16 protein-coding genes are annotated in these 19,812 nt (G+C 35.7%); 11 read left to right on the plus strand and 5 right to left on the minus strand.

What is annotated here, in order from left to right; genetic code table 11:
• Positions 1–228: 228 nt before the first annotated feature.
• The 5 genes from H8R24_RS07350 (at position 229) to H8R24_RS07370 (ending at position 4,660) form a co-directional block, all read left to right on the plus strand.
• On the plus strand, positions 229–825 hold the full coding sequence (locus H8R24_RS07350) for a hypothetical protein (RefSeq protein WP_187017917.1): 597 nt from the start codon (positions 229–231) through the stop codon (positions 823–825).
• Positions 826–1,143: 318 nt separating this feature from the next.
• Positions 1,144–2,274 (plus strand): T9SS type A sorting domain-containing protein, encoded by a 1,131-nt coding sequence (locus H8R24_RS07355; protein WP_187017918.1) that lies wholly within the window; start codon positions 1,144–1,146, stop codon positions 2,272–2,274.
• A 160-nt stretch (positions 2,275–2,434) separates the two neighbouring features.
• Positions 2,435–3,073, plus strand: a complete 639-nt coding sequence (locus H8R24_RS07360) for a YceI family protein (RefSeq protein ID WP_187017919.1) — start codon at positions 2,435–2,437, stop codon at positions 3,071–3,073.
• Positions 3,074–3,226: 153 nt separating this feature from the next.
• Positions 3,227–4,108: an alpha/beta hydrolase family protein gene (locus H8R24_RS07365; protein WP_187017920.1), complete on the plus strand. Its 882-nt coding sequence runs from the start codon at positions 3,227–3,229 to the stop codon at positions 4,106–4,108.
• A 45-nt stretch (positions 4,109–4,153) separates the two neighbouring features.
• Positions 4,154–4,660 (plus strand): GNAT family N-acetyltransferase, encoded by a 507-nt coding sequence (locus tag H8R24_RS07370; protein WP_187017921.1) that lies wholly within the window; start codon positions 4,154–4,156, stop codon positions 4,658–4,660.
• Between the two features lie 38 nt (positions 4,661–4,698).
• Here the strand turns inward: H8R24_RS07370 and H8R24_RS07375 are convergent, their stop codons facing one another.
• The 3 genes from H8R24_RS07375 to H8R24_RS07385 all read right to left on the minus strand — a co-directional run bounded on the left by H8R24_RS07375 (position 4,699) and on the right by H8R24_RS07385 (position 6,793).
• Positions 4,699–5,082, minus strand: coding sequence for a DUF3037 domain-containing protein (locus tag H8R24_RS07375; protein ID WP_187017922.1), 384 nt, complete (start codon positions 5,080–5,082; stop codon positions 4,699–4,701).
• A complete protein-coding gene (locus H8R24_RS07380) occupies positions 5,060–5,854 on the minus strand; it encodes a HipA family kinase (protein ID WP_187017923.1) in 795 nt (264 codons plus the stop codon). The genes H8R24_RS07375 and H8R24_RS07380 overlap by 23 nt, the downstream gene beginning before the upstream one ends.
• 87 nt (positions 5,855–5,941) lie before the next feature.
• Complete coding sequence (locus tag H8R24_RS07385; protein WP_187017924.1) at positions 5,942–6,793, minus strand: NAD(P)H-hydrate dehydratase; 852 nt, start codon at positions 6,791–6,793, stop codon at positions 5,942–5,944.
• 173 nt (positions 6,794–6,966) lie between these two features.
• Between H8R24_RS07385 and H8R24_RS07390 the strand changes: the two genes are divergently transcribed.
• From H8R24_RS07390 to H8R24_RS07415, 6 genes are all read left to right on the plus strand, one after another.
• Positions 6,967–8,493, plus strand: coding sequence for a S10 family peptidase (locus tag H8R24_RS07390; protein ID WP_187017925.1), 1,527 nt, complete (start codon positions 6,967–6,969; stop codon positions 8,491–8,493).
• Between the two features lie 539 nt (positions 8,494–9,032).
• On the plus strand, positions 9,033–10,115 hold the full coding sequence (gene gcvT, locus H8R24_RS07395; RefSeq protein ID WP_187017926.1) for a glycine cleavage system aminomethyltransferase GcvT: 1,083 nt from the start codon (positions 9,033–9,035) through the stop codon (positions 10,113–10,115).
• A gap of 123 nt (positions 10,116–10,238) precedes the next feature.
• The gene (locus H8R24_RS07400; protein ID WP_187017927.1) at positions 10,239–12,278 is read left to right on the plus strand and encodes a S41 family peptidase; all 2,040 of its coding nucleotides are present in this window, start codon (positions 10,239–10,241) and stop codon (positions 12,276–12,278) included.
• A gap of 99 nt (positions 12,279–12,377) precedes the next feature.
• The gene (locus H8R24_RS07405) at positions 12,378–13,091 is read left to right on the plus strand and encodes a YebC/PmpR family DNA-binding transcriptional regulator (RefSeq protein ID WP_187017988.1); all 714 of its coding nucleotides are present in this window, start codon (positions 12,378–12,380) and stop codon (positions 13,089–13,091) included.
• A 79-nt stretch (positions 13,092–13,170) separates the two neighbouring features.
• Positions 13,171–14,028 carry an EamA family transporter gene (locus H8R24_RS07410; RefSeq protein ID WP_187017928.1) on the plus strand — a complete coding sequence of 286 codons (858 nt, stop codon included), beginning with the start codon at positions 13,171–13,173 and terminating at the stop codon, positions 14,026–14,028.
• 380 nt (positions 14,029–14,408) lie between these two features.
• Positions 14,409–16,481, plus strand: coding sequence for a hypothetical protein (locus tag H8R24_RS07415; protein ID WP_187017929.1), 2,073 nt, complete (start codon positions 14,409–14,411; stop codon positions 16,479–16,481).
• 88 nt (positions 16,482–16,569) lie between these two features.
• On the opposite strand, the gene H8R24_RS07420 is transcribed toward H8R24_RS07415, so the two are convergent.
• Together H8R24_RS07420 and H8R24_RS07425 are read right to left on the minus strand one after the other, a co-directional pair.
• On the minus strand, positions 16,570–17,610 hold the full coding sequence (locus H8R24_RS07420; RefSeq protein ID WP_187017930.1) for a PLP-dependent cysteine synthase family protein: 1,041 nt from the start codon (positions 17,608–17,610) through the stop codon (positions 16,570–16,572).
• A 70-nt stretch (positions 17,611–17,680) separates the two neighbouring features.
• Entirely contained in the window at positions 17,681–19,741 is a 2,061-nt protein-coding gene (locus H8R24_RS07425; RefSeq protein WP_187017931.1) for a S9 family peptidase, read from the minus strand.
• Positions 19,742–19,812: the final 71 nt, after the last annotated feature.

Here is a 19,812-nt window from a genome sequence, read left to right on the forward strand (position 1 = left end):
TATACAACTTTTCTTCCTTTTATATTATATTATGTGTTATATTTGAAAGAAATAAACGGAAGTTTTTTCACAGACTGACGTTAGCGGTAATGTTACCGTGAAAAGGAGAATTCAATAGTATAATATTGATTGATCAAAATGGAACGATTTGATCAAAAAAACTGCTCATAACGGATAGAAGATCAATAGTTACTGCATGAATCCAGGCAAACAAAAGCAAAATAAAACATGAAAAAGCAATTGGTAATACTACTTATTTCAGCTGTGATCTTGAGTTGTACAGCTACTAAAACAGTTAAAACAACTGATGAAGCAGTTGGTATCAAGCAAAAAACTTCGAATCCAAATAATCCCTATATTTACAAAAATGGCTATAAAAATTGGAAAATTAAACCCAATCTAATTATCCAAGATGCTGATTCAACTTACTTGAATGAATTGCGGTTCAATGCTGTTTTTTCGGCTATGTACACCCAAAAATTAATGTTTGATAAATACGGAAAATGGGACAAAGAAATTTGGCTTGAAGGAGATAGCACACCAATTCTAATCTGGGAAAACCGACAGTTGATCGATTCTAATCCCGAGTTATTTACTGTTGCTGCTACTGGAACCGAATCCATAACTGAAATGTTTGCCTCGGTCAATGTATTTAATTCTAAAAAGCAGGATTGTTTCAGTCAACAGTATCCTGCAAAAGATACACTCATTCATTTCTTTGCAACTGCAATTAGAAACTTGAAATCTAACCATACATTTTACACGCAATACTGGAAGTTGAAAACACAACACAGTGAAGAGCAATACCGCACTGTGGCACCTTAGTTTAAAGGGTTCATTTATTGCCTATTGCCCTACTGCTAGTTCTTTTGCCCTAGCAAAAAATTTCGTTTTTTTTAACGATAGTAACAATGGTGCATGATTTGGGTGAGGGATAGCAGCTAGCTACCATAGTAGCGCGTATGAGCCCGACAGCATTGTGGCAAGGGGCTTTATTAATGCAAACAAAGATAAGCCTCTTGACGCAATGGTGGCACGCCCCACTACTTAGCATGAAAATCAATGTATTGTGCCCTCTTTATGGAGATAAAAAAGTATATTTGAAATCTGTTTTTTTTAAACGTTTCGTACTTAAAGCCCAATATGATGAAAAAACATTATCTTATTATTAACTTATTTTTAAGTAGCATTATTAGTTTTGCGCAACAAAATCCGTTTTATGTAGGCCATAGTTTAGTCAATCAAGATATGCCGGCAATGACTCAGGCTTTGGCGGTAAATGCCTCTAAAACTTCGAGTTTTGGCTACCAAATTATCAATGGTTCTAGCTTGCAATACAATTACAATAATGCGGCGGGTGCACAAGGCACATCCTTTTTTAATGCTTTTCCGGCTGGGAATTTTAATAAATTGATTGTTACGGAAGCTGTGCCTTTGCAAAATCATTTGACTTGGAGCGCATCCTATCAATACGCCAACAATTTTTATACCTACGCTAAAAATAACAATTCTGGCAAACCCCTTAAATTTTATATTTACGAGACTTGGCATTGTATTAATTCGGGGATTTTAGGGACTAATGGCACTACTTACGGCTGTGCGTATGATGATTCGCAAAACAGTACCTTATTGTGGTACCCTAGATTAAAGGCTGATTTCCCACTGTGGACGGGAATTGTAAATTCGGTTCGCAGTCAAAACAATACAGACACACAAATATGGATGGTGCCTGCTGGACAAGCTATGTACAACTTGGCTACCTTAATAAATGCGGGATCTGTGCCCGGAATTTCTAGCATACGCGAGTTGTTTAAAGACGATATTCACTTGACAAATAAAGGAAACTATTTTATTGCTTGTGTAATGTTCTCGTGTATTTACGAACAGTCACCACAAGGGCTGACTAACAGTTTGAATACAATTTATGGCACTGCTTATGATGATATGCCTACCACGGCACAGGCTACTATAATGCAACGAATTGCTTGGGATACCGTAACGAGTTTGTCTAGTTGGACTGGCATACAGAGCTTGGATGTAGTGGAGTTTAATAAGGATAAAAAGGCGATTGTATATTATATAAAAAATCATTTACTAACCCTAGATTTTAAAGCGTTTGACCCTAAAAATATTAATATTTTTAATGCCTTGGGTCAAAAAGTTTTATCGGCAGTTACCAATGAAACCCATGTTGTGATTGATGTTTCTGGCCTTGCTACTGGAGTTTATTACATGAAGAATAATCAAACTAATGTGGGTAAATTTAGCCGTTAATCCTTATACTTATTTTCAAGACATGCAGTCCAATGAGTGGTGCAATACGGTGCTATTTAAAAGTATTTAACAATAATTTATCAGCAGTTCTTCGGGTAAATCAAGGCTGTTCCTTTAATAATGTTTAATTTTACGATAAACATAATTAAATTACAATACAATGAAAAACCTAAAACTGATTGCTGTAGGAATGATTTTGATCACTGCTATAGGCTGTAAGGACGCTAAAAAAAACACCGAAGAACCTATTACCGAAGTTGCAACAACAACAGGAACTTATACGGTAAATAGTGACTCAACCAAGGTAAGTTTTACGGCCTACAAAACTACGGATAAAGTGGCTGTGGGAGGTGTTTTTAAAGAAATCACATTGACAGAGACTCATGAAGGAAAGAGCGGATTAGAAAGCTTAAATGGTACTCAATTTAACATTCCGGTAAGTAGCTTGTTCACCAATGATGCGACGGGAACAAGAGATCCTAAAATCTTGAAATTCTTTTTTGGCATCATGAAAGATACGGAACTTATTAAAGGAACTTTTAAGCTGGCAGCCGATAATAGTTGCGAAATTGAGGTGACTTTAAACGGCAAGACTGCTACAATTCCGTTACAGGTGACAACTAATAGTGATACAAGCTTGTCATTTGATGGGGTGATGAATCTCGAAAATTGGGATGGCCTAGCAGCTGTTGCTTCGATCAATAAAGCTTGTGAAGCTTTGCATACTGGTAAAGATGGTATAAGTAAAACATGGAGCGAAGTGGCCGTACATGCTGATGTTTTGATGAATAAAAACTAAGAAGTGCACGCCTATTAATCACACAAAGATTGCTTTAAAATCTTAAATAACAATCCTGATAAAACGATCCGAACGCCATTAAGAGCTACTGACAACAAGTTAGTAGCTTTTATTTTGAGAGATTGTGGATACGCCAAAATAATATAAATAATTATGAATCCAAAAAACACTCCCTTCCTAGTAGGCAGTACAGTACTAACGATTACTGATCCTAAAAACAATCTTTCGTTTCCCGTTTTACTGCACTACCCTACTCTAGATGGTAGTAAGCCAACTCCTTTTGGACCATTTATAATGGATGTTGCAGTTGATGGAGTCCTAGCGGAAGGCAAGTTCCCTTTGGTCCTTATTTCACATGGCAATAGTGGGTCGCAGTATGTGTATCGTACGATTAGTACTTATTTAGCTACTCGCGGTTTTATTGTGGCGATGCCGGAACATTTTGGTAATAATCGGACGGATAATTCGCTTTCGGATAGTGTGAAAAATTTAGAATATAGACCACAACACATTAGCTTAATTATTGATTATCTGTTGGATAAGACTACTTTTAAGCAGCAAATAAATCCTAATACAATAGCCCTAATAGGCCATTCTTTTGGAGGTTATACGGCCCTAGCTGTTGCTGGAGGGAAACCGTACTCGATGACTGGCGAAGCCATTTCGACTCATAAAGACGAGCGCGTTAAAGCCTTAGTGATAATGGCGCCTGCAGCAGGGTATTTTAGTCCAAAGAGTGCGCTCGATCAAGTCAATATTCCCATTTTACTATACATTGCGACCGAGGATATTTACACTCCTAAAAAATGGACGGCTGATGTGATTTTAAAAGGCATTCAAAACCCAGAACAAGTACTCTTACGCGAAATTAAAAACGCAGGGCACTTCTCTTTTATTAGTCCGTTTCCTGATGGAATGAAAAACCCTAGTTTCCTTCCGGCAAATGATCCCGAAGGTTTTGACAGAGTTGCTTTTCATGAGGAATTGCCTGAGGAAATTTTTCAATATTTAGAAGAAAAACTAACTATTGACTAAAATTTAAAATCTATTTTTACCTTTAAGAAACTCTATTAAATTATTATGATTACACCAGCTACACTTGAAGACGTTAGTAGTTTAACGCGCTTAATTAACTCGGCTTATCGCGGAGAAAGTTCAAAAAAAGGATGGACTACCGAAGCTAATTTATTATCAGGAAGCCGAACGAACGAAGCCGAAATACAGCAAATCATAACCAATCCTAAGCATACGATGTTGAAGTTTACCGAAAAAGATAGTATTCTGGCTTGTGTGTTATTGATCGAAAAAGAAACCAAATTGTATTTAGGGATGTTAACTGTTTCTCCTGAATTGCAAAATAGTGGTATTGGTAAAAAATTATTGGCTGCAGCCGAAATTCATGCTCAAAAACTAGGTCTAAACCGAATTGTAATGACCGTGATTTCAATACGAAAAGAGTTAATTGACTGGTACAAACGCCATGGCTACGAAGACACAGGAGCGCGAGAAGCTTTTCCTGTAAGCGACATACATATTCCAATTATTGAAGAGCAATTGGATTTTATGGTGCTAGAGAAAAGACTCTAAATAATAAAGGTGATACAAATCAATGTATCACCTTTGATTTATAGCACCAACTCGGCAAATAAACGTTCTACTGTTTGGTCGAGATCATCGCAGATTCCTGGATGTGGTCTTGAAGTTTGAATTACGGAACTACGCAAAGCCGTTAACCATCGAAAACGAGACGGAATATCCATCATGGCAATAGGGCCACCATCTTTAGTACCGTGAGCTACTTTTGCGAAAGCTTGAATATTGGCTTGAATTTGTTCTACATCCGCCTCTACAGATAAAGCCAGAATTTTTTCAAGAGGAACGATTTGTTTCACTTTTATAAATTTGGCTTTTTTGCAAAAAAGAATAATCCCTACATTCAGGAATTCTTCGCGTTCTACCCTAGGCACAACCCGAATTACAGCATACTCATATAAGTTTTTCTCTTGCATTTTGTGCTTCCTTTATAAAAATTTCTGAATGATTTAATCGGGTGGTTAGGAACTGCAAATAAACCGTTCGTAACTCTTCTGGCGTGGCATCAACATCTTCCCATTGCAACCAATCTGTTGGAATTAACGCTACTATTGCAGTTAAAACCTCTGGAGTTAGTAGTTTTTTAAATGCCGTATCGATTGCTTCAAGATCTGATGCTTGTGGTAATAAAACATGATCTTTAATTAAGGCAAACGGACTCTGGGCATGTTTCTCCCAGGTCGTCCACGAATGATGAAAGTACAAACTTGCACCGTGGTCGATGAGCCATAATTCTTTGTGCCAAATCAACATATTGGTATTTCGAAACGTTCTATCAACATTTGTAATATAAGCATCTAGCCACACAATTTGTGAAGCTAAAACAGAATCAACCGCTGTAACTACGGGATCAAAATTAATAGCTCCTGAAAGAAAATGCAAAGCCAAATTCATGCCTTGGCTTCCTTGCAACAAATCCTGAATTTCCTCATCGGCCTCGGTTCTACCAAAAGCTTCATCGAGATTTGCAAAAACTAATTCGGGCATTTTCATTCCTAAAGCGCGGGCAATTTCGCCACCAATTAATTCGGCTATCAAGGCTTTTACGCCATGACCTGCACCTCTAAACTTAAGGACATATTTAAAATCATCATCGGCTTCCGCCAAAGCAGGCAAAGAACCGCCCTCGCGCAAAGGCGTGATGTACCGTGTGACATTTACGGTTCGAAGATTGAAGTTGGTTTTCATATTCGGGTTTTACTGAGGTACAAACTTACAAATAAGTTGAATGGATCCGGTTATTTCAATCCGAATTCCTGAATTCGAAATCTTGGATTACTTTTCGTTTTCCAATGTCAAAAACGCCTTTCCTAAATAATTAATGATATCTGATGCGATGAAAGCATGATGACCCGTTTCGGGCAAAGCAACATCAGCAGTCAAACCATGAAGGTAAACACCTAGTATTGATGCGTTTATGGGTTGGTAAGCTTGCGCTACAAGACTTGTAATAATTCCAGTGAGTACGTCTCCGCTTCCAGCGGTTGCCAATGCCGAATTTCCCGTACTATTTTCGTAAATAACAGCTCCGTCTATAATAAAGGTAGGCGCACCTTTCATCACGATAATGACATCGTGTTGTTTTGAAAACGCAATCGTTTTATCGAATTTCTCTTCGTCAGAATTCCATTTTCCTATTAACCTTTCTAACTCTTTAGGATGTGGGGTGAGGATGGTCTTGGATTGTAACAGTGACAACCATTCTTTTTTACTAGATAATATATTCAAGGCATCGGCATCTAGAATCAATGGAACTGTATTGTTTTTCAAGAACTGATGCAAAGCGTTTTGGGTTATCATTTCTTGACCTAAACCTGGCCCAATGGCAATAGCTTGTGGTTTGATATCGAATGTAATATTCGAAATAAACTTTTCCTGTTCATCCGTTATTGTCATGACTTCTGGATTTGAAATTTGCAGGATTTCGTAGCCACATTTTGGAACAAAAGCTGTTACGAGTCCGCAACCAGATTTCAAGCAAGCTTTTGACGATAGCGCCGCTGCTCCCATTTTGCCATAACTTCCAGCTACAATTAAAGCATGCCCTTGCGTTCCTTTGTGCGCCTTAGGATCGATGGGGTTGTACCTTTTAACAATTTCGCTTTTAGTACTATACAGTGTATCCATTATTCAAGTTTCTTTCTTTAAAATTACAACTTTTTAATTAAACTATAGATCAAAAACAAAAGCAAATCAGGTTGTTTTGTACTTAGACAATTGCTAAAACAACCGCCTTTCTTTTGTCATTCCTTTAAAAAAGAATACTTTAGTAACTTCGAATCTCTATTAAAAACAAAGCCATGAGAAAAACAATATTGCTATTACTACTAGCAGCACTTAATCTGCCCGTTCAAGCACAGGAAAAAGCTTCAAAAGCAAAAGAAGTTTCAAAAGAAACAGCCTCTGATGCCAATCTCGTTTTTAATCCTGATCAAAGCACTATTACCAATCACATTACCACTATCAAAGGACAAAAAATTCCTTATAAAGCCACAACAGGGACTATGCCTGTTTGGGATGCAGATGGAAAAGCAATAGCGGGACTGTTTTATACCTATTATGAACGCACCGATGTGAAAGATCGCGCTTCTCGCCCACTTGTGATTTCGTTTAATGGTGGCCCTGGATCTGCATCGGTTTGGATGCATATTGCTTACACAGGTCCTAAATTGTTGAATATTGACGACGAAGGATATCCAGTACAACCGTACGGAATTAAAGAAAACCCCTATTCTATTCTAGATGTGGCCGATATCGTTTTTGTTAATCCCGTTAACACCGCTTATTCTAGAGCAACAAGCAAAGACATTCCAAAAGAAAAGTTTTTTGGAGTCAATGCTGATATCAAATACCTAGCCGATTGGATTGGCGGATTTGTCACTCGATCTGATCGTTGGGCTTCGCCAAAATACCTTATTGGAGAAAGTTACGGAACTACTCGTGTTTCTGGGCTTGCACTAGAATTACAAAACAGTCAATGGATGTACTTGAACGGTGTGATATTAGTTTCACCAACTACTCTAGGCATTGATCGTGGTGTTGCTGCAGATGCAGCTTTGAAATTACCTTATTTTTCAGCTACAGCTTGGTTTCATAAAAAACTTCCTGCCGATCTTCAAGCCAAAGACCTGACTGCAATGCTACCCGAAGTCGAGGATTTCACCCTAAACGAACTACTACCTGCCATCAGTAAAGGAAGCTCACTAGACAAACAAAAAAAGAAAGAAATAGCGGGTAAAATTGCGCGCTACTCGGGTATATCCGAAAAAGTGGTTTTGCAAAATAACCTTGATGTCCCTTTTAATTATTTCTGGAAAGAGTTATTACGTGACGAAGGATTCACCGTAGGAAGACTTGATTCTCGTTACAAAGGAATTGACCGTAAAGACGCTGGAGACAGCCCTGATTTTAATGCGGAACTGACTTCTTGGTTACACTCTTTTACACCATCGATCAATATGTACATTCGAAATGAGTTAAACTATAAAACCGATTTTAAATACAATATGTTTGGTCCTGTGCATCCTTGGGACAGGTCTGGTGATGAAACAGCCGAAAATTTACGCCAAGCCATGGCACAGAACCCGTATTTAAACTTGATGGTACAATCCGGTTATTATGATGGGGCTTGCGATTATTTTAATGCCAAATATAATTTATGGCAAATGGATCCTAGCGGTAAACTAAAAGACCGAATGTCTTGGAAAGGCTACCGTAGCGGACATATGATGTACTTGAGAAAACAAGATTTAGAAACTGCTAATGAAGACATTAGAACTTTTATAAAAAACTCATTGCCTAAAGCTGGCGCACCAGCCAAATACTAAAACAAGTTTACTTTAAGACAACCCTCTTTAAAAAGACAAATCGAAATCGTATTTTGGTTTGTCTTTTTTTTGGATAAATTGAACTTGCTTTAAGCCGTTGTGAGTGACACCAACTTTATTGTTTTTTTTAACCACATAGAAGCATAGATTTTAAAAGTCATTTCATTTTATTGTAGAAAGTCATATCCGTTTGAGTCCTTGAATTGAGCTAACTAACTATGTTACTATCTAGCTAAATTTTGTATTTAATAAATTATTTGACTTTACGGTAAACACGACCAATATCAAGTGCTAATTTAATATGGGACAACTTAAAAACACAAATGCCCTAGCCCAGATAGCAGTGGAAATCCTTTTACTTTTTTCTTAAAAAGTAAAAGATTACTTCACTTATACTATTTATTTCGGTGTTCAGTGAATTACATTTGCAACGGATAGCTGAAAATAGCTCCTAAATACTATTAAATTTACATATTTGATGCCTTTAATTTGATAATTTTTCAATAAATTAGCCACTTCAAATTTTATATACACACACAATGAAAAATACTGCGCTTACGCACATACACGAAAGTTTGGGAGCAAAAATGCTTCCGTTTGCTGGATACAATATGCCTATTTTATACGAAGGGGTGAATGCTGAACATGAAACGGTACGTAATGACGTGGGTGTTTTTGATGTTTCGCACATGGGAGAATTTTTACTTACGGGTCCAAATGCTTTGGCTTTGATCCAAAAAGTGACTTCAAATGATGCATCCGTTTTAACGGTTGGTAGAGCGCAATATTCTTGTTTACCGAACAGTGACGGTGGAGTTGTAGATGATTTGATTATCTATAAAATGAAAGAAGAGCAGTATTTATTAGTAGTAAATGCTTCGAATATTGAAAAGGACTGGAACTGGATTTCGTCTCACAATGATTTAGGTGTAGAGATGAAAGACCTTTCGGAAGATTATTCTTTGCTTGCAATTCAAGGTCCAAAAGCGGTTGAAGCAATGCAATCCTTATCTTCAATTGATTTGGCTGCTATTAAATATTACCATTTTGAAGTAGCTGATTTTGCTGGAATTGACAATGTGATTATCTCGGCTACGGGTTATACGGGTTCAGGTGGATTTGAGATTTACTGTAAGAACAGTGAAGTAGAACAAATTTGGACTAAAGTTTTTGAGGCTGGAGCAGCTTTCGGAATAAAACCAATTGGTTTAGCAGCACGCGATACGTTGCGTTTAGAAATGGGTTTCTGTTTGTACGGTAATGACATTAGCGACACAACATCGCCACTTGAAGCAGGTTTGGGATGGATTACTAAATTCACGAAAGAATTTACAAATTCTGAAAACTTGAAAAAACAAAAAGAAGAAGGTGTTACTAGAAAATTAGTCGCTTTTGAAATGCAAGAACGCGCAGTACCAAGACATGACTACGAAATTGTTGATGGAACGGGTGCTGTAATTGGGATTGTCACTTCGGGAACTATGTCGCCTTCTATGAATAAAGGAATTGGATTGGGCTACGTAACTATTGCTAATAGTGCAGTCGATAACGATATCTATATCCGTATACGTAAAAATGATGTTGCTGCTAAGGTCGTGAAATTGCCTTTTTACAAGAAGTAAAAGGAATCAAAACAACTCATTTTAAACTTTTTTACTGGAATTAAATGTATTTTATGACGTGAAAGTTTGCTTATTTATAGTTCCTTTGTGTAACTTTATCTGATCCAAAAGCAAATTGTTTATATGTCCAAATTTACATTCGTATTTTTATTGTTGCCGTTTTTAGCCATCGCTCAAAATGATGCCCAAACATGTGAAATACTTTCTAAAATTAATACCCTAATTGAAAAGTATCATATACAACCTAAACCGATAGACGATAGTTTATCGGTTTTTGTGTTTGATAATTTGATTGATAATCTTGATGATGGTCGAACGATTTTCTTAAAATCAGAATACGACCAACTTTCAAAAAAATACCGTCTGCAAATTGACAATTTTATTGCCAAAAAAAATTGCTATTTCCTGACTGATATTCAAAAAATCTACACCGCTAATTTATTGAGAAACCAAGCTGCTCTTGAAAAAATAAAATTAAGCGAAATTGATTACTCCATTATCGATAGTATACGGTTTTACAAGAAAAACTTTCCTGTTTACCTGCAAAAAGAAGAGGTCCAAAAGGTCCTTACTAAAAAGTTACGCTACGACATCTTAGAAGATATTGCTTCTTCTAGCACCAATAAAGACAGTTTGAATTTGAATTTTAAGACACTCGAACACGAGGCTAAAAACCGAATAATAGACAATGAACTTTGTAGAATAAGTGCCGTTTTAGAAAACAAAAACAACTTACAAGAGTTGTTGTACAATATCTTCTGTACCTACTTCGACCCACATACTGCTTACTTTAGTAATGATTCCAAGTCAAATTTTGTTGCTTCATTGTCCAAAGAGCATTTGTCACTGGGCATGAACGTCAGCCTTAATAAACAAAATGAGATAATCATACAAAACATCGATACTAATGGACCGGTATTTAAAACAGGTCTAATAAAAAAAGGAGACCAAATTATATCCATTTCAAACTTAAAAGACACCTTACAGGTTTCCTGTGCCGCTTTAGAATCGATTTCGAATATGATATTATCTGATTCGAATAAAAAAATTATTCTGACTTTAAAAAGAAATTCAGGCAAATCATTTGATGTTTTAGTCGAAAAACAACTAATCAAGGATGAGGAAAACTCTGTCTACAGCTTTGTAATTAAGCAACGTAGTAAAAAATATGGATACCTAAAAATACCTAACTTTTATGGAGACCTTGAAGGAAACAATGGAAAAGGCTGTGCCGAAGATACCGCACTAGAAATTCTAAAGTTACAAAAGGAAAAAATCAAAGGCCTTGTAATTGACCTTACTGATAACGGTGGAGGGTCTATGGAAGAAGCCATAAAACTAGCTGGGATGTTTGTAGACTCTGGCCCTATCTCTATAGTTGTAGACAACAGCAAAAAGCAAGAAGTGATCTATGACCCCTACAAAGGAATGATTTTTAAAGATCCTATTGTTGTACTTATTAACGGAAATTCGGCCTCTGCAAGTGAGTTTTTCTCTTCGATCCTCCAGGATTACAACAGAGCGTTCTTAGTGGGATACCCATCGCTAGGCAAAGCAACTATGCAGTCTATTTTGCCACTGGATAATGATGACACTGAGAACTATGCCAAAGTAACCATCAATAAATTTTATCGCATAACAGGCAAAAGCCATCAAGGAATAGGTGTTATCCCTAACATAAAAATGCCTACCGTATACGAAACCATTAACGCAAAGGAAAGTGATAGTCCTACTGCGCTAAAAAACGACAGTATTGCGAGTCAATTGCGCTACAGAGTATATATGACAGATGACAGCGTATCCAAAATAGTGAACACAAGCACTAATAGAATCGCAGCGACACCATTCTATAATGATGTGATTCAAATGAATATTAAAATTGATGAATTATTAGAAAATCCCAAAGCAATTGTACCTATAACACTTGATGCTTTATTTGAGCAACAAACAGTTTTAACTCAATTATGGAAGGAAATTAGTATCCTTGAAAATCAGCCGAGCGATTTAACCATCAGCAACTCGAAAATCAACAACTTCTTACTGACACTCAATCCATCAGACAACGAAAACAACCTTTCTCAAATAGCCAATTTGAAAAAAAATTACTATTTACTGGAGGCAATATCCATCTTGGAAGATGTGAATACGTTGAAAAGTAACTAAAAAGGCGATTATTAACTTAATTTCTTGAAAAGAAGATACTATGTTTTTGGTAAAATAAGGAATAACTGTATTTTTGCAGTTCAAAATAATAATTTAGAAATGGGAAGAGCGTTTGAATTCAGAAAAGGTAGAAAAATGAAACGTTGGTCAGCAATGGCTAAAGCATTTACCAGAATTGGAAAAGATATTGTAATGGCCGTTAAGGAAGGTGGACCAAATCCTGACGCCAATTCAAGATTAAGAGCCGTAATCCAGAATGCGAAGGCTGCAAATATGCCTAAAGATAATGTTGAACGTGCAATTAAAAAAGCAACCGATAAAGATACTGCCAACTATAAAGAAGTACTTTTTGAAGGATATGCACCACACGGAATTGCATTATTGATCGAAACAGCTACTGATAATAATAATAGAACAGTTGCTAATGTTAGAAGTTATTTTAACAAATGTAACGGTACCATGGGAACACAAGGATCAGTTGAATTCATGTTTGACCATACCTGTAACTTCAGGATTCCTGCTGAAGGATTGGATGCTGAAGAATTAGAATTAGAGTTAATCGATTTTGGAGCCGAAGAAGTTTTTGAAGATGAAGACGGAATCTTAATCTACGCTCCTTTTGCTAGTTTTGGAACGATCCAAAAAGAATTAGAAAATCGTAATCTTGAAATTTTATCTTCTGGGTTCGAAAGAATTCCTCAAATCACTAAAAAACTATCTGAAGCTGAAATGGCAGATGTAGAAAAATTGATTGAAAAAATGGAAGAAGATGATGACGTTATGAACGTGTATCATACTATGGAAGAAGCATAAACTGTACTACAATTTTATATGAAACTCCAGCTCCGGCTGGAGTTTTTTGTCTTAAAAACATTCCTTAAAAACAATACTCATGTTATTTCTTATTTTAAGTATCCTTTGCAGTGTTACTGTAGGCGTGATTTTCAAACTAGGTCGCAACTATAGTTTGACCATTAGTCAAGTTGTATCTTGGAACTATGTCATGGCATTACTGCTTTGCTACTTCTTTTTTACCCCCGATTTAACAATGATTGATAGCACCGCGCCTTGGGAAATCTACGTTCCGTTAGGGATTTTATTACCCACTGTATTTCTATTCCTTGCGGCTTCAATCAAGCACATGGGAATCGTAAAAACGGATGCTGCACAGCGCTTATCTTTATTTATTCCCATTCTTGCGGCTTGGTTACTATTTGATGAAGCATTTAATAGTACCAAGCTCGTTGCCTTCCTAATTGCCCTACCCGCTTTATTGTTGATTTTAAATAAAAAAACCGACAATCATAACAACAATTGGATCTATCCTGCAGTGGTTTTAGTAGGTTTTGGAGCAATCGATATTTTGTTCAAACAAATCGCTTTGGCAACAAGCCTACCCTTTACAACTTCTCTATTTATAACCTTTGGAATTTCTTTAATTGTTATTCTAGCTGTTGCTATGTATGAACTAATCGCAAAAAAAGCTACACTTAAAAGGAATAATCTCTTTTTTGGAGCTGTTGTAGGATTGTTTAATTTTGGGAATATCTTGTTTTATCTAAAAGCACATCAGGCTTTCGCCAAAAATCCATCGACGGTATTTGCGGCTATGAATATGGGCGTTATCATAATAGGAAGCCTCGTAGGTGTGTTATTATTCAAGGAAAAGCTCAACACTAAAAATTATATTGGACTCGCATTTGCGCTGATAGCAATCGTACTCATAACATTTTCACAGATGGCAAATTAATAAAAATTATTAGCTGTAAATACTGTTTATTATTACTATATTACTTCATTATTTAATTGTGAAATACAGCCTTATGAACTTCAGAACAAGCTAACGGACCACTTTGTTGAACCAGTTTTTTTTTAGATGGTTTCAAGTTCATTATATTTGCTTCATTTTGAAAATTAAAAAAATAAGTAAATGAAACTTTTTTAGCGTTTAATAACCAACAAAGTGCTAAAAATCAGTTATTTAAAACCAAAAAATAGAATATTAAAGAACGAAATCAATAATAGGTTACGAATACCATTAGGATAAAAATGCCGATTGAAGCAAATGAAACTGACAATTATTCCTACTAAAGAATACCGTTCGCAAGAACATTATAAAATATCACACTTATGACAAACAACATTTTAATTGAAAATCAATATAATAGAACAAGTTTATTCGAAAAAGAAAATGTCAACTACCTGGTTCGCATTTTAAAGAGATTCAACACCGTACCGAAGGTAAATAACATCAATATTATTACCTCGACTACTCAACCTGATGTATTTAAAATAGTCCCTAATAAATCTATTATTATAGGTACTGCTTTTTTAGACAAACCTATCTTAGCGTTGCTGTATTTACGTTACGGAATCGAATGGCAACTATGGTACAAAGCATTGAATAATGAAAGTAAAGATGCATTGCTATGCGATATTGCAGCGCTTGAAGTGATCAAAATATTTTATAATTTACTACCAAAAGACGATAAAGAAAAACTAGAAGATCTAGACTATTTATTGATCAATTTAATTAAAGAAGATAATAATTTACAAAAAGAATGTCCATCAAAAAATGAAGAGCTACAGGCTTTTCATGGTATTCATAATGCAAACACACAGCTTAACAAGTCTTGGAAAGCTGTAGTTGAAAATCTAGCCAAACCTACAGAATATCTATTGATGTCTGGAGGTGATCTTAGATTGAATATTGACGAAATTGAGTTATTAAACAAATACGGTTGCCGCCCGTTCCCGAGACCTGATGCTTTTACATTTGCTTCTTCTACGGCTTCAAGCGTGTCAAATTTTGCTTTTGATAAAACAGATAAAGTACGAAGTATTCTAATTAGAAATAGCTTAAAAAACGGATTTAAAGAAACGACTATCGCATTTTCGGAATTATTAAAAACAAACCTTCGAAAAATATTCAAATTAAATGAAGAGTGCGAAATCATTTTCTCCCCTTCAGGAACAGACTCTGCATTGCAAATTGCCGCAATAACTCAAATTATTTCTGACAAAGAAATTACACATATCCTTGTAGCCTCTGACGAAACGGGAAGCGGTGTTGCTGCTGCCTTGAAAGGATGTCATTTTGAAAATACAACAGCATTGAATCATCCTATTAAAAAAGGAGATCAAATCGAAGGATTTAGAGATGTTGATGTGATTAAAATCCCTTTTAGAGATGAAAATGGCGACCTTAAATCGGCTCAACAATTAGACGATGAAGTATTTAACGCTGTTTCTAAAACCAAAGAATTAGGAAGACATGTGGTGCTACATACCATGGATCAATCTAAATTAGGGTATCAAGCACCTACTGATGAATTTATCAAAAAACTGAATGACTTGAAAGATTTATCAATGCAGATTATCGTTGATGGATCACAGTTAAGACTCGATCCTAAAGACATTCAGCATTATTTAAACAAAGGCTATATTGTTACTATTACAGGAAGTAAGTTTTTTACAGGACCTCCTTATTGTGGCGCTTTGATACTACCAAAAACGGTTAGTAAACTCATCAACTCTTCTAAAAACATTTTGCCGAAAGGCTTAACCCAATATTACAACCATTCTGATTGGCCTACTACATGGGCATGTGCCAATCAATTATCCGAAGGATACAATTACGGTTCATACATGCGCTGGAATGCAGCCGTTGTTGAAATGGATCGCTATTATAAAACACCTATTTTATATAGGAATATGGGTATTGAAATGTTTTGTGGCTTTGTTGACGACTCTATAAAAGAAGCTGCTTTTTTACAGCCTATTTATGGTGACGAGACTAACACGAAACGGTACAGCAGCAAAGAATTTGGAATTAGAAACATACGTACAATTTTCCCTTTCTTTATTTTTAAAGACAACGAAGTCCTCTCTGTTGAAAAAGTAAAAAAACTATACAGCTTGTTAAATTCTGATTTGTCTGACTCTTTTAAAGATTCATCTCTAGAAATCATTCGTCTTGCAGCACAAAAATGTCATATTGGTCAAGCCGTAAATGTAAAATACTCGAATGAAATTGAAAGTGCCATTTTACGTATTAGTTTGGGTTCACGTGTTATCTCTGAAAGCTGGGTAAATAGAGACATCAGTTTGTTTTTTAGAAACATAGAATTACAAATGAGCCAAATAACAATTACAATTAAAAAGATTGAATTGATTCTTGATCACCCAGATTTATTAAATTAAATATACGCTATAACCATATTTAGTGGTCTAAAAAAAGTCCCATTTGTAATTGCAAATGGGACTTTTTTAAATTAAATAAACTTGAACTTTATTTTATCATTTCGATTTTTTGAGCTTCTTCTTCGTTTACACTATCAAAGAACCCTTGTTCGTTCATCCAGTCATCACTAAATACTTTACTCATGTAACGTGAACCATGATCTGGAAAAATAGCAATTACATTACTGCTCGCGTCAAATTCTCCTTCCTCTGCATATTGCTTGATGGCTTGCATAACTGCTCCAGAAGTGTACCCAACAAATAATCCTTCTTTACGAGTGATTTCTCTTGCCGTATGTGCACTTTCTTCATCGGTTACTTTCATGAATTTATCAATCACATCAAAATCAGTTGCAGATGGAATCAAGTTTTTCCCTAACCCTTCAATTCTATACGGATAGATTTCGTCATTATCAAATTCTCTTGTTTCATGGTATTTTTTTAATACTGAACCAAAAGCATCTACTCCAAGTATTTTGATATTTGGGTTTTGTTCCTTCAAGTATTTTGCGGTTCCTGAAATTGTTCCTCCAGTTCCGCTACAAGCTACAAGGTGTGTAATCTTACCATTCGTTTGTTTCCAAATTTCAGGACCCGTTGATTTATAATGTGCATCAATATTCAACTGATTGAAATACTGATTAATATACACCGATCCTTTCGTTTCTTCATGTAATCTTTTGGCAACATTATAATAAGAACGTTCATCATCTGCAGATACGTGTGCAGGGCACACATAAACCTTAGCGCCTAAACTACGTAACATATCAATTTTGTCCTTAGACGATTTTGAACTTACGGCAAGAATGCAATTGTATCCCTTGATGATACTTACCATTGCTAAACTAAATCCAGTATTCCCAGATGTTGTTTCAATAATAGTATCACCCGGAGATAAAATTCCTTTTTTCTCGGCTTCTTCTATAATATATAATGCAATTCTGTCTTTCGAGGAATGACCTGGATTAAAAGCTTCTACTTTAGCATAAAAATTACCTTCTAATTTTTCGGTCACTTTGTTTAGCTTGATAAGAGGCGTATTGCCTATTAGCTCTAAAACGTTATTATAAGCATTTATTTCTTCTTTCATAAAAAAATAGTTAATCGAGCTCATTTTTATTCAAACACGATAGGTTGCAAATTTAACTAAAAATTCCTAATTACTTTTTAATTTTCTCTAAATCCAATAAAAAGCTGAATTCTTTGGCCAATTCTTTCAATGCTTCAAACCTTCCAGAAGCACCGCCATGCCCCGCATCCATATTGGTATCAAGGTACAAGACGGTATTATCATTTTTTAGCGCTCGCATTTTGGCAACCCATTTAGCTGGCTCCCAATACTGAACTTGCGAATCATGAAGCCCTGTAGAAACATAAATATTAGGATATTTCTTCGCTTTTACATTGTCATAAGGCGAGTATGACTTCATGTATTTGTAATATTTCTTTACATTAGGATTCCCCCATTCGTCATATTCACCTGTCGTTAACGGAATAGAATCATCTAGCATTGTTGTAACTACATCTACAAAAGGCACTTGTGCAATAATCCCTTTGTACAATTGTGGCGCCATATTGATAATTGCTCCCATTAACAAACCTCCAGCTGAACCTCCTTCGGCATACAAATGCTTTGCCGAAGTGTATTGATGTTGGATTACATATTTTGAGCAATCAATAAAATCAGTAAAAGTATTTTTCTTTTTGGCCAATTTTCCTCCTTCATACCACGGTCTTCCTAAATCCTCTCCTCCTCTAACATGCGCAATGGCATATATAAAACCTCTATCTAAAAGAGACAATCGTGTTGACGAAAAATAAGCATCCATTGAATGTCCGTAGGAACCGTAAGCATACAATAACAACGGATTTTTACCATCCTTTTTCAAGTCTTTTTTGTAGACCATTGAGATTGGTATTTTGGTTCCGTCTTTGGCTGTAGCCCAAACTCGTTCTTCGTGATAATTATTTTTATCGAAATTTCCTCCTAGTACTTCTTGTTCCTTCTTAACTTCTTTTTCCTTAGTCTTCATATTGAAATCAATCACAGACGAAGGAGTTGCCATCGATTGGTATCCATAACGAAGAATATCAGTGTCAAAGTCAATGTTTGCGGTTGTATAGGCAGTGTAAGTTTCGCTTTCGAAAGGCAAAAAATACTCCGCATCACCATTCCAAGGCATAATTCGGATGCGATTCAAACCATTGCTACGTTCTGAAACTACTAGAAAATCTCTAAAAATATCAATATCTTCTAGCAGTACATCTTCGCGGTGCATGATTACTTCTTCCCAATTTTTTCTATTGGTTGCCTTTTCGGGCGTTTTCATTAGTTTAAAATTGGTTGCTTTGTCTTTATTGGTAACAATATAAAAACTATCTCCATAAAAGGAAATACTATATTCTAAACCGCGGACTCTTTTTTGAAAAACCTTAAATTTTCCATTAGGATTATCGGCTAATAAGGTTCTAAACTCTGTTGTTAAAGTACTTGACGAACTAATCAAAATGTATTTTTTTGACTTTTCTTTCCCTACTGCTACATCAAATGTATCGTCTTCTTCAAAGTAAACCAATTCATCAGTAGCGGTATCTGTACCTAATTTGTGCTTCAACACTTTATCTGAACGTAAGGTTTTAGGATCTTGATTGGTATAAAACATTGTTTTATTATCATTCGCCCAAGTCGAATTCCCAGTTGTGTTTTCGATCTTATCGGTTAGAATCTCACCTGTAGTAAGATTTTTAACTTGTAAGGTATAAATGCGTCTTCCAACGGTATCAACCGCATAAGCAGCTAGTTGATTGTCAATACTAATACTTAGCCCGCTTAACTGAAAATACTTATGGTCTTTGGCCAATTCATTACAGTCAAACATGATTTCTTCATTTGCCGAAAGGCTTCCTTTTTTTCGAGAATAAATAGGATAATCTCTTCCTTTTTCAAATCGGGTGATGTAGTAATAGCCATTGTATAAATAAGGTACAGATTCATCATCCTCCTTGATACGGGCTTTCATTTCTTCAAATAAATCTTTTTGAAAATCTTTAGTATGAGCAGTCATGGCCTCATAATATTCATTTTCTTTATTGAGGTAATCTATGACTTCTGGATTTTCCCTGTCTTTCAACCAAAAATAATCATCGGTTCGAACGTCGTCAAACTTTTCTAATTGAGTAGGAATCTTCTTTGCAACGGGTGCTTGTATATTTTCTGTCATTTTTTGAGGATACATATTTTTACAAAAATAACACAAACGGGATTTAGAATACAACGTCTTTTCATGTTATT

This window comes from Flavobacterium muglaense, from assembly GCF_014305155.1.
In the GTDB taxonomy this organism is placed as follows: Bacteria; Bacteroidota; Bacteroidia; order Flavobacteriales; family Flavobacteriaceae; genus Flavobacterium; species Flavobacterium muglaense.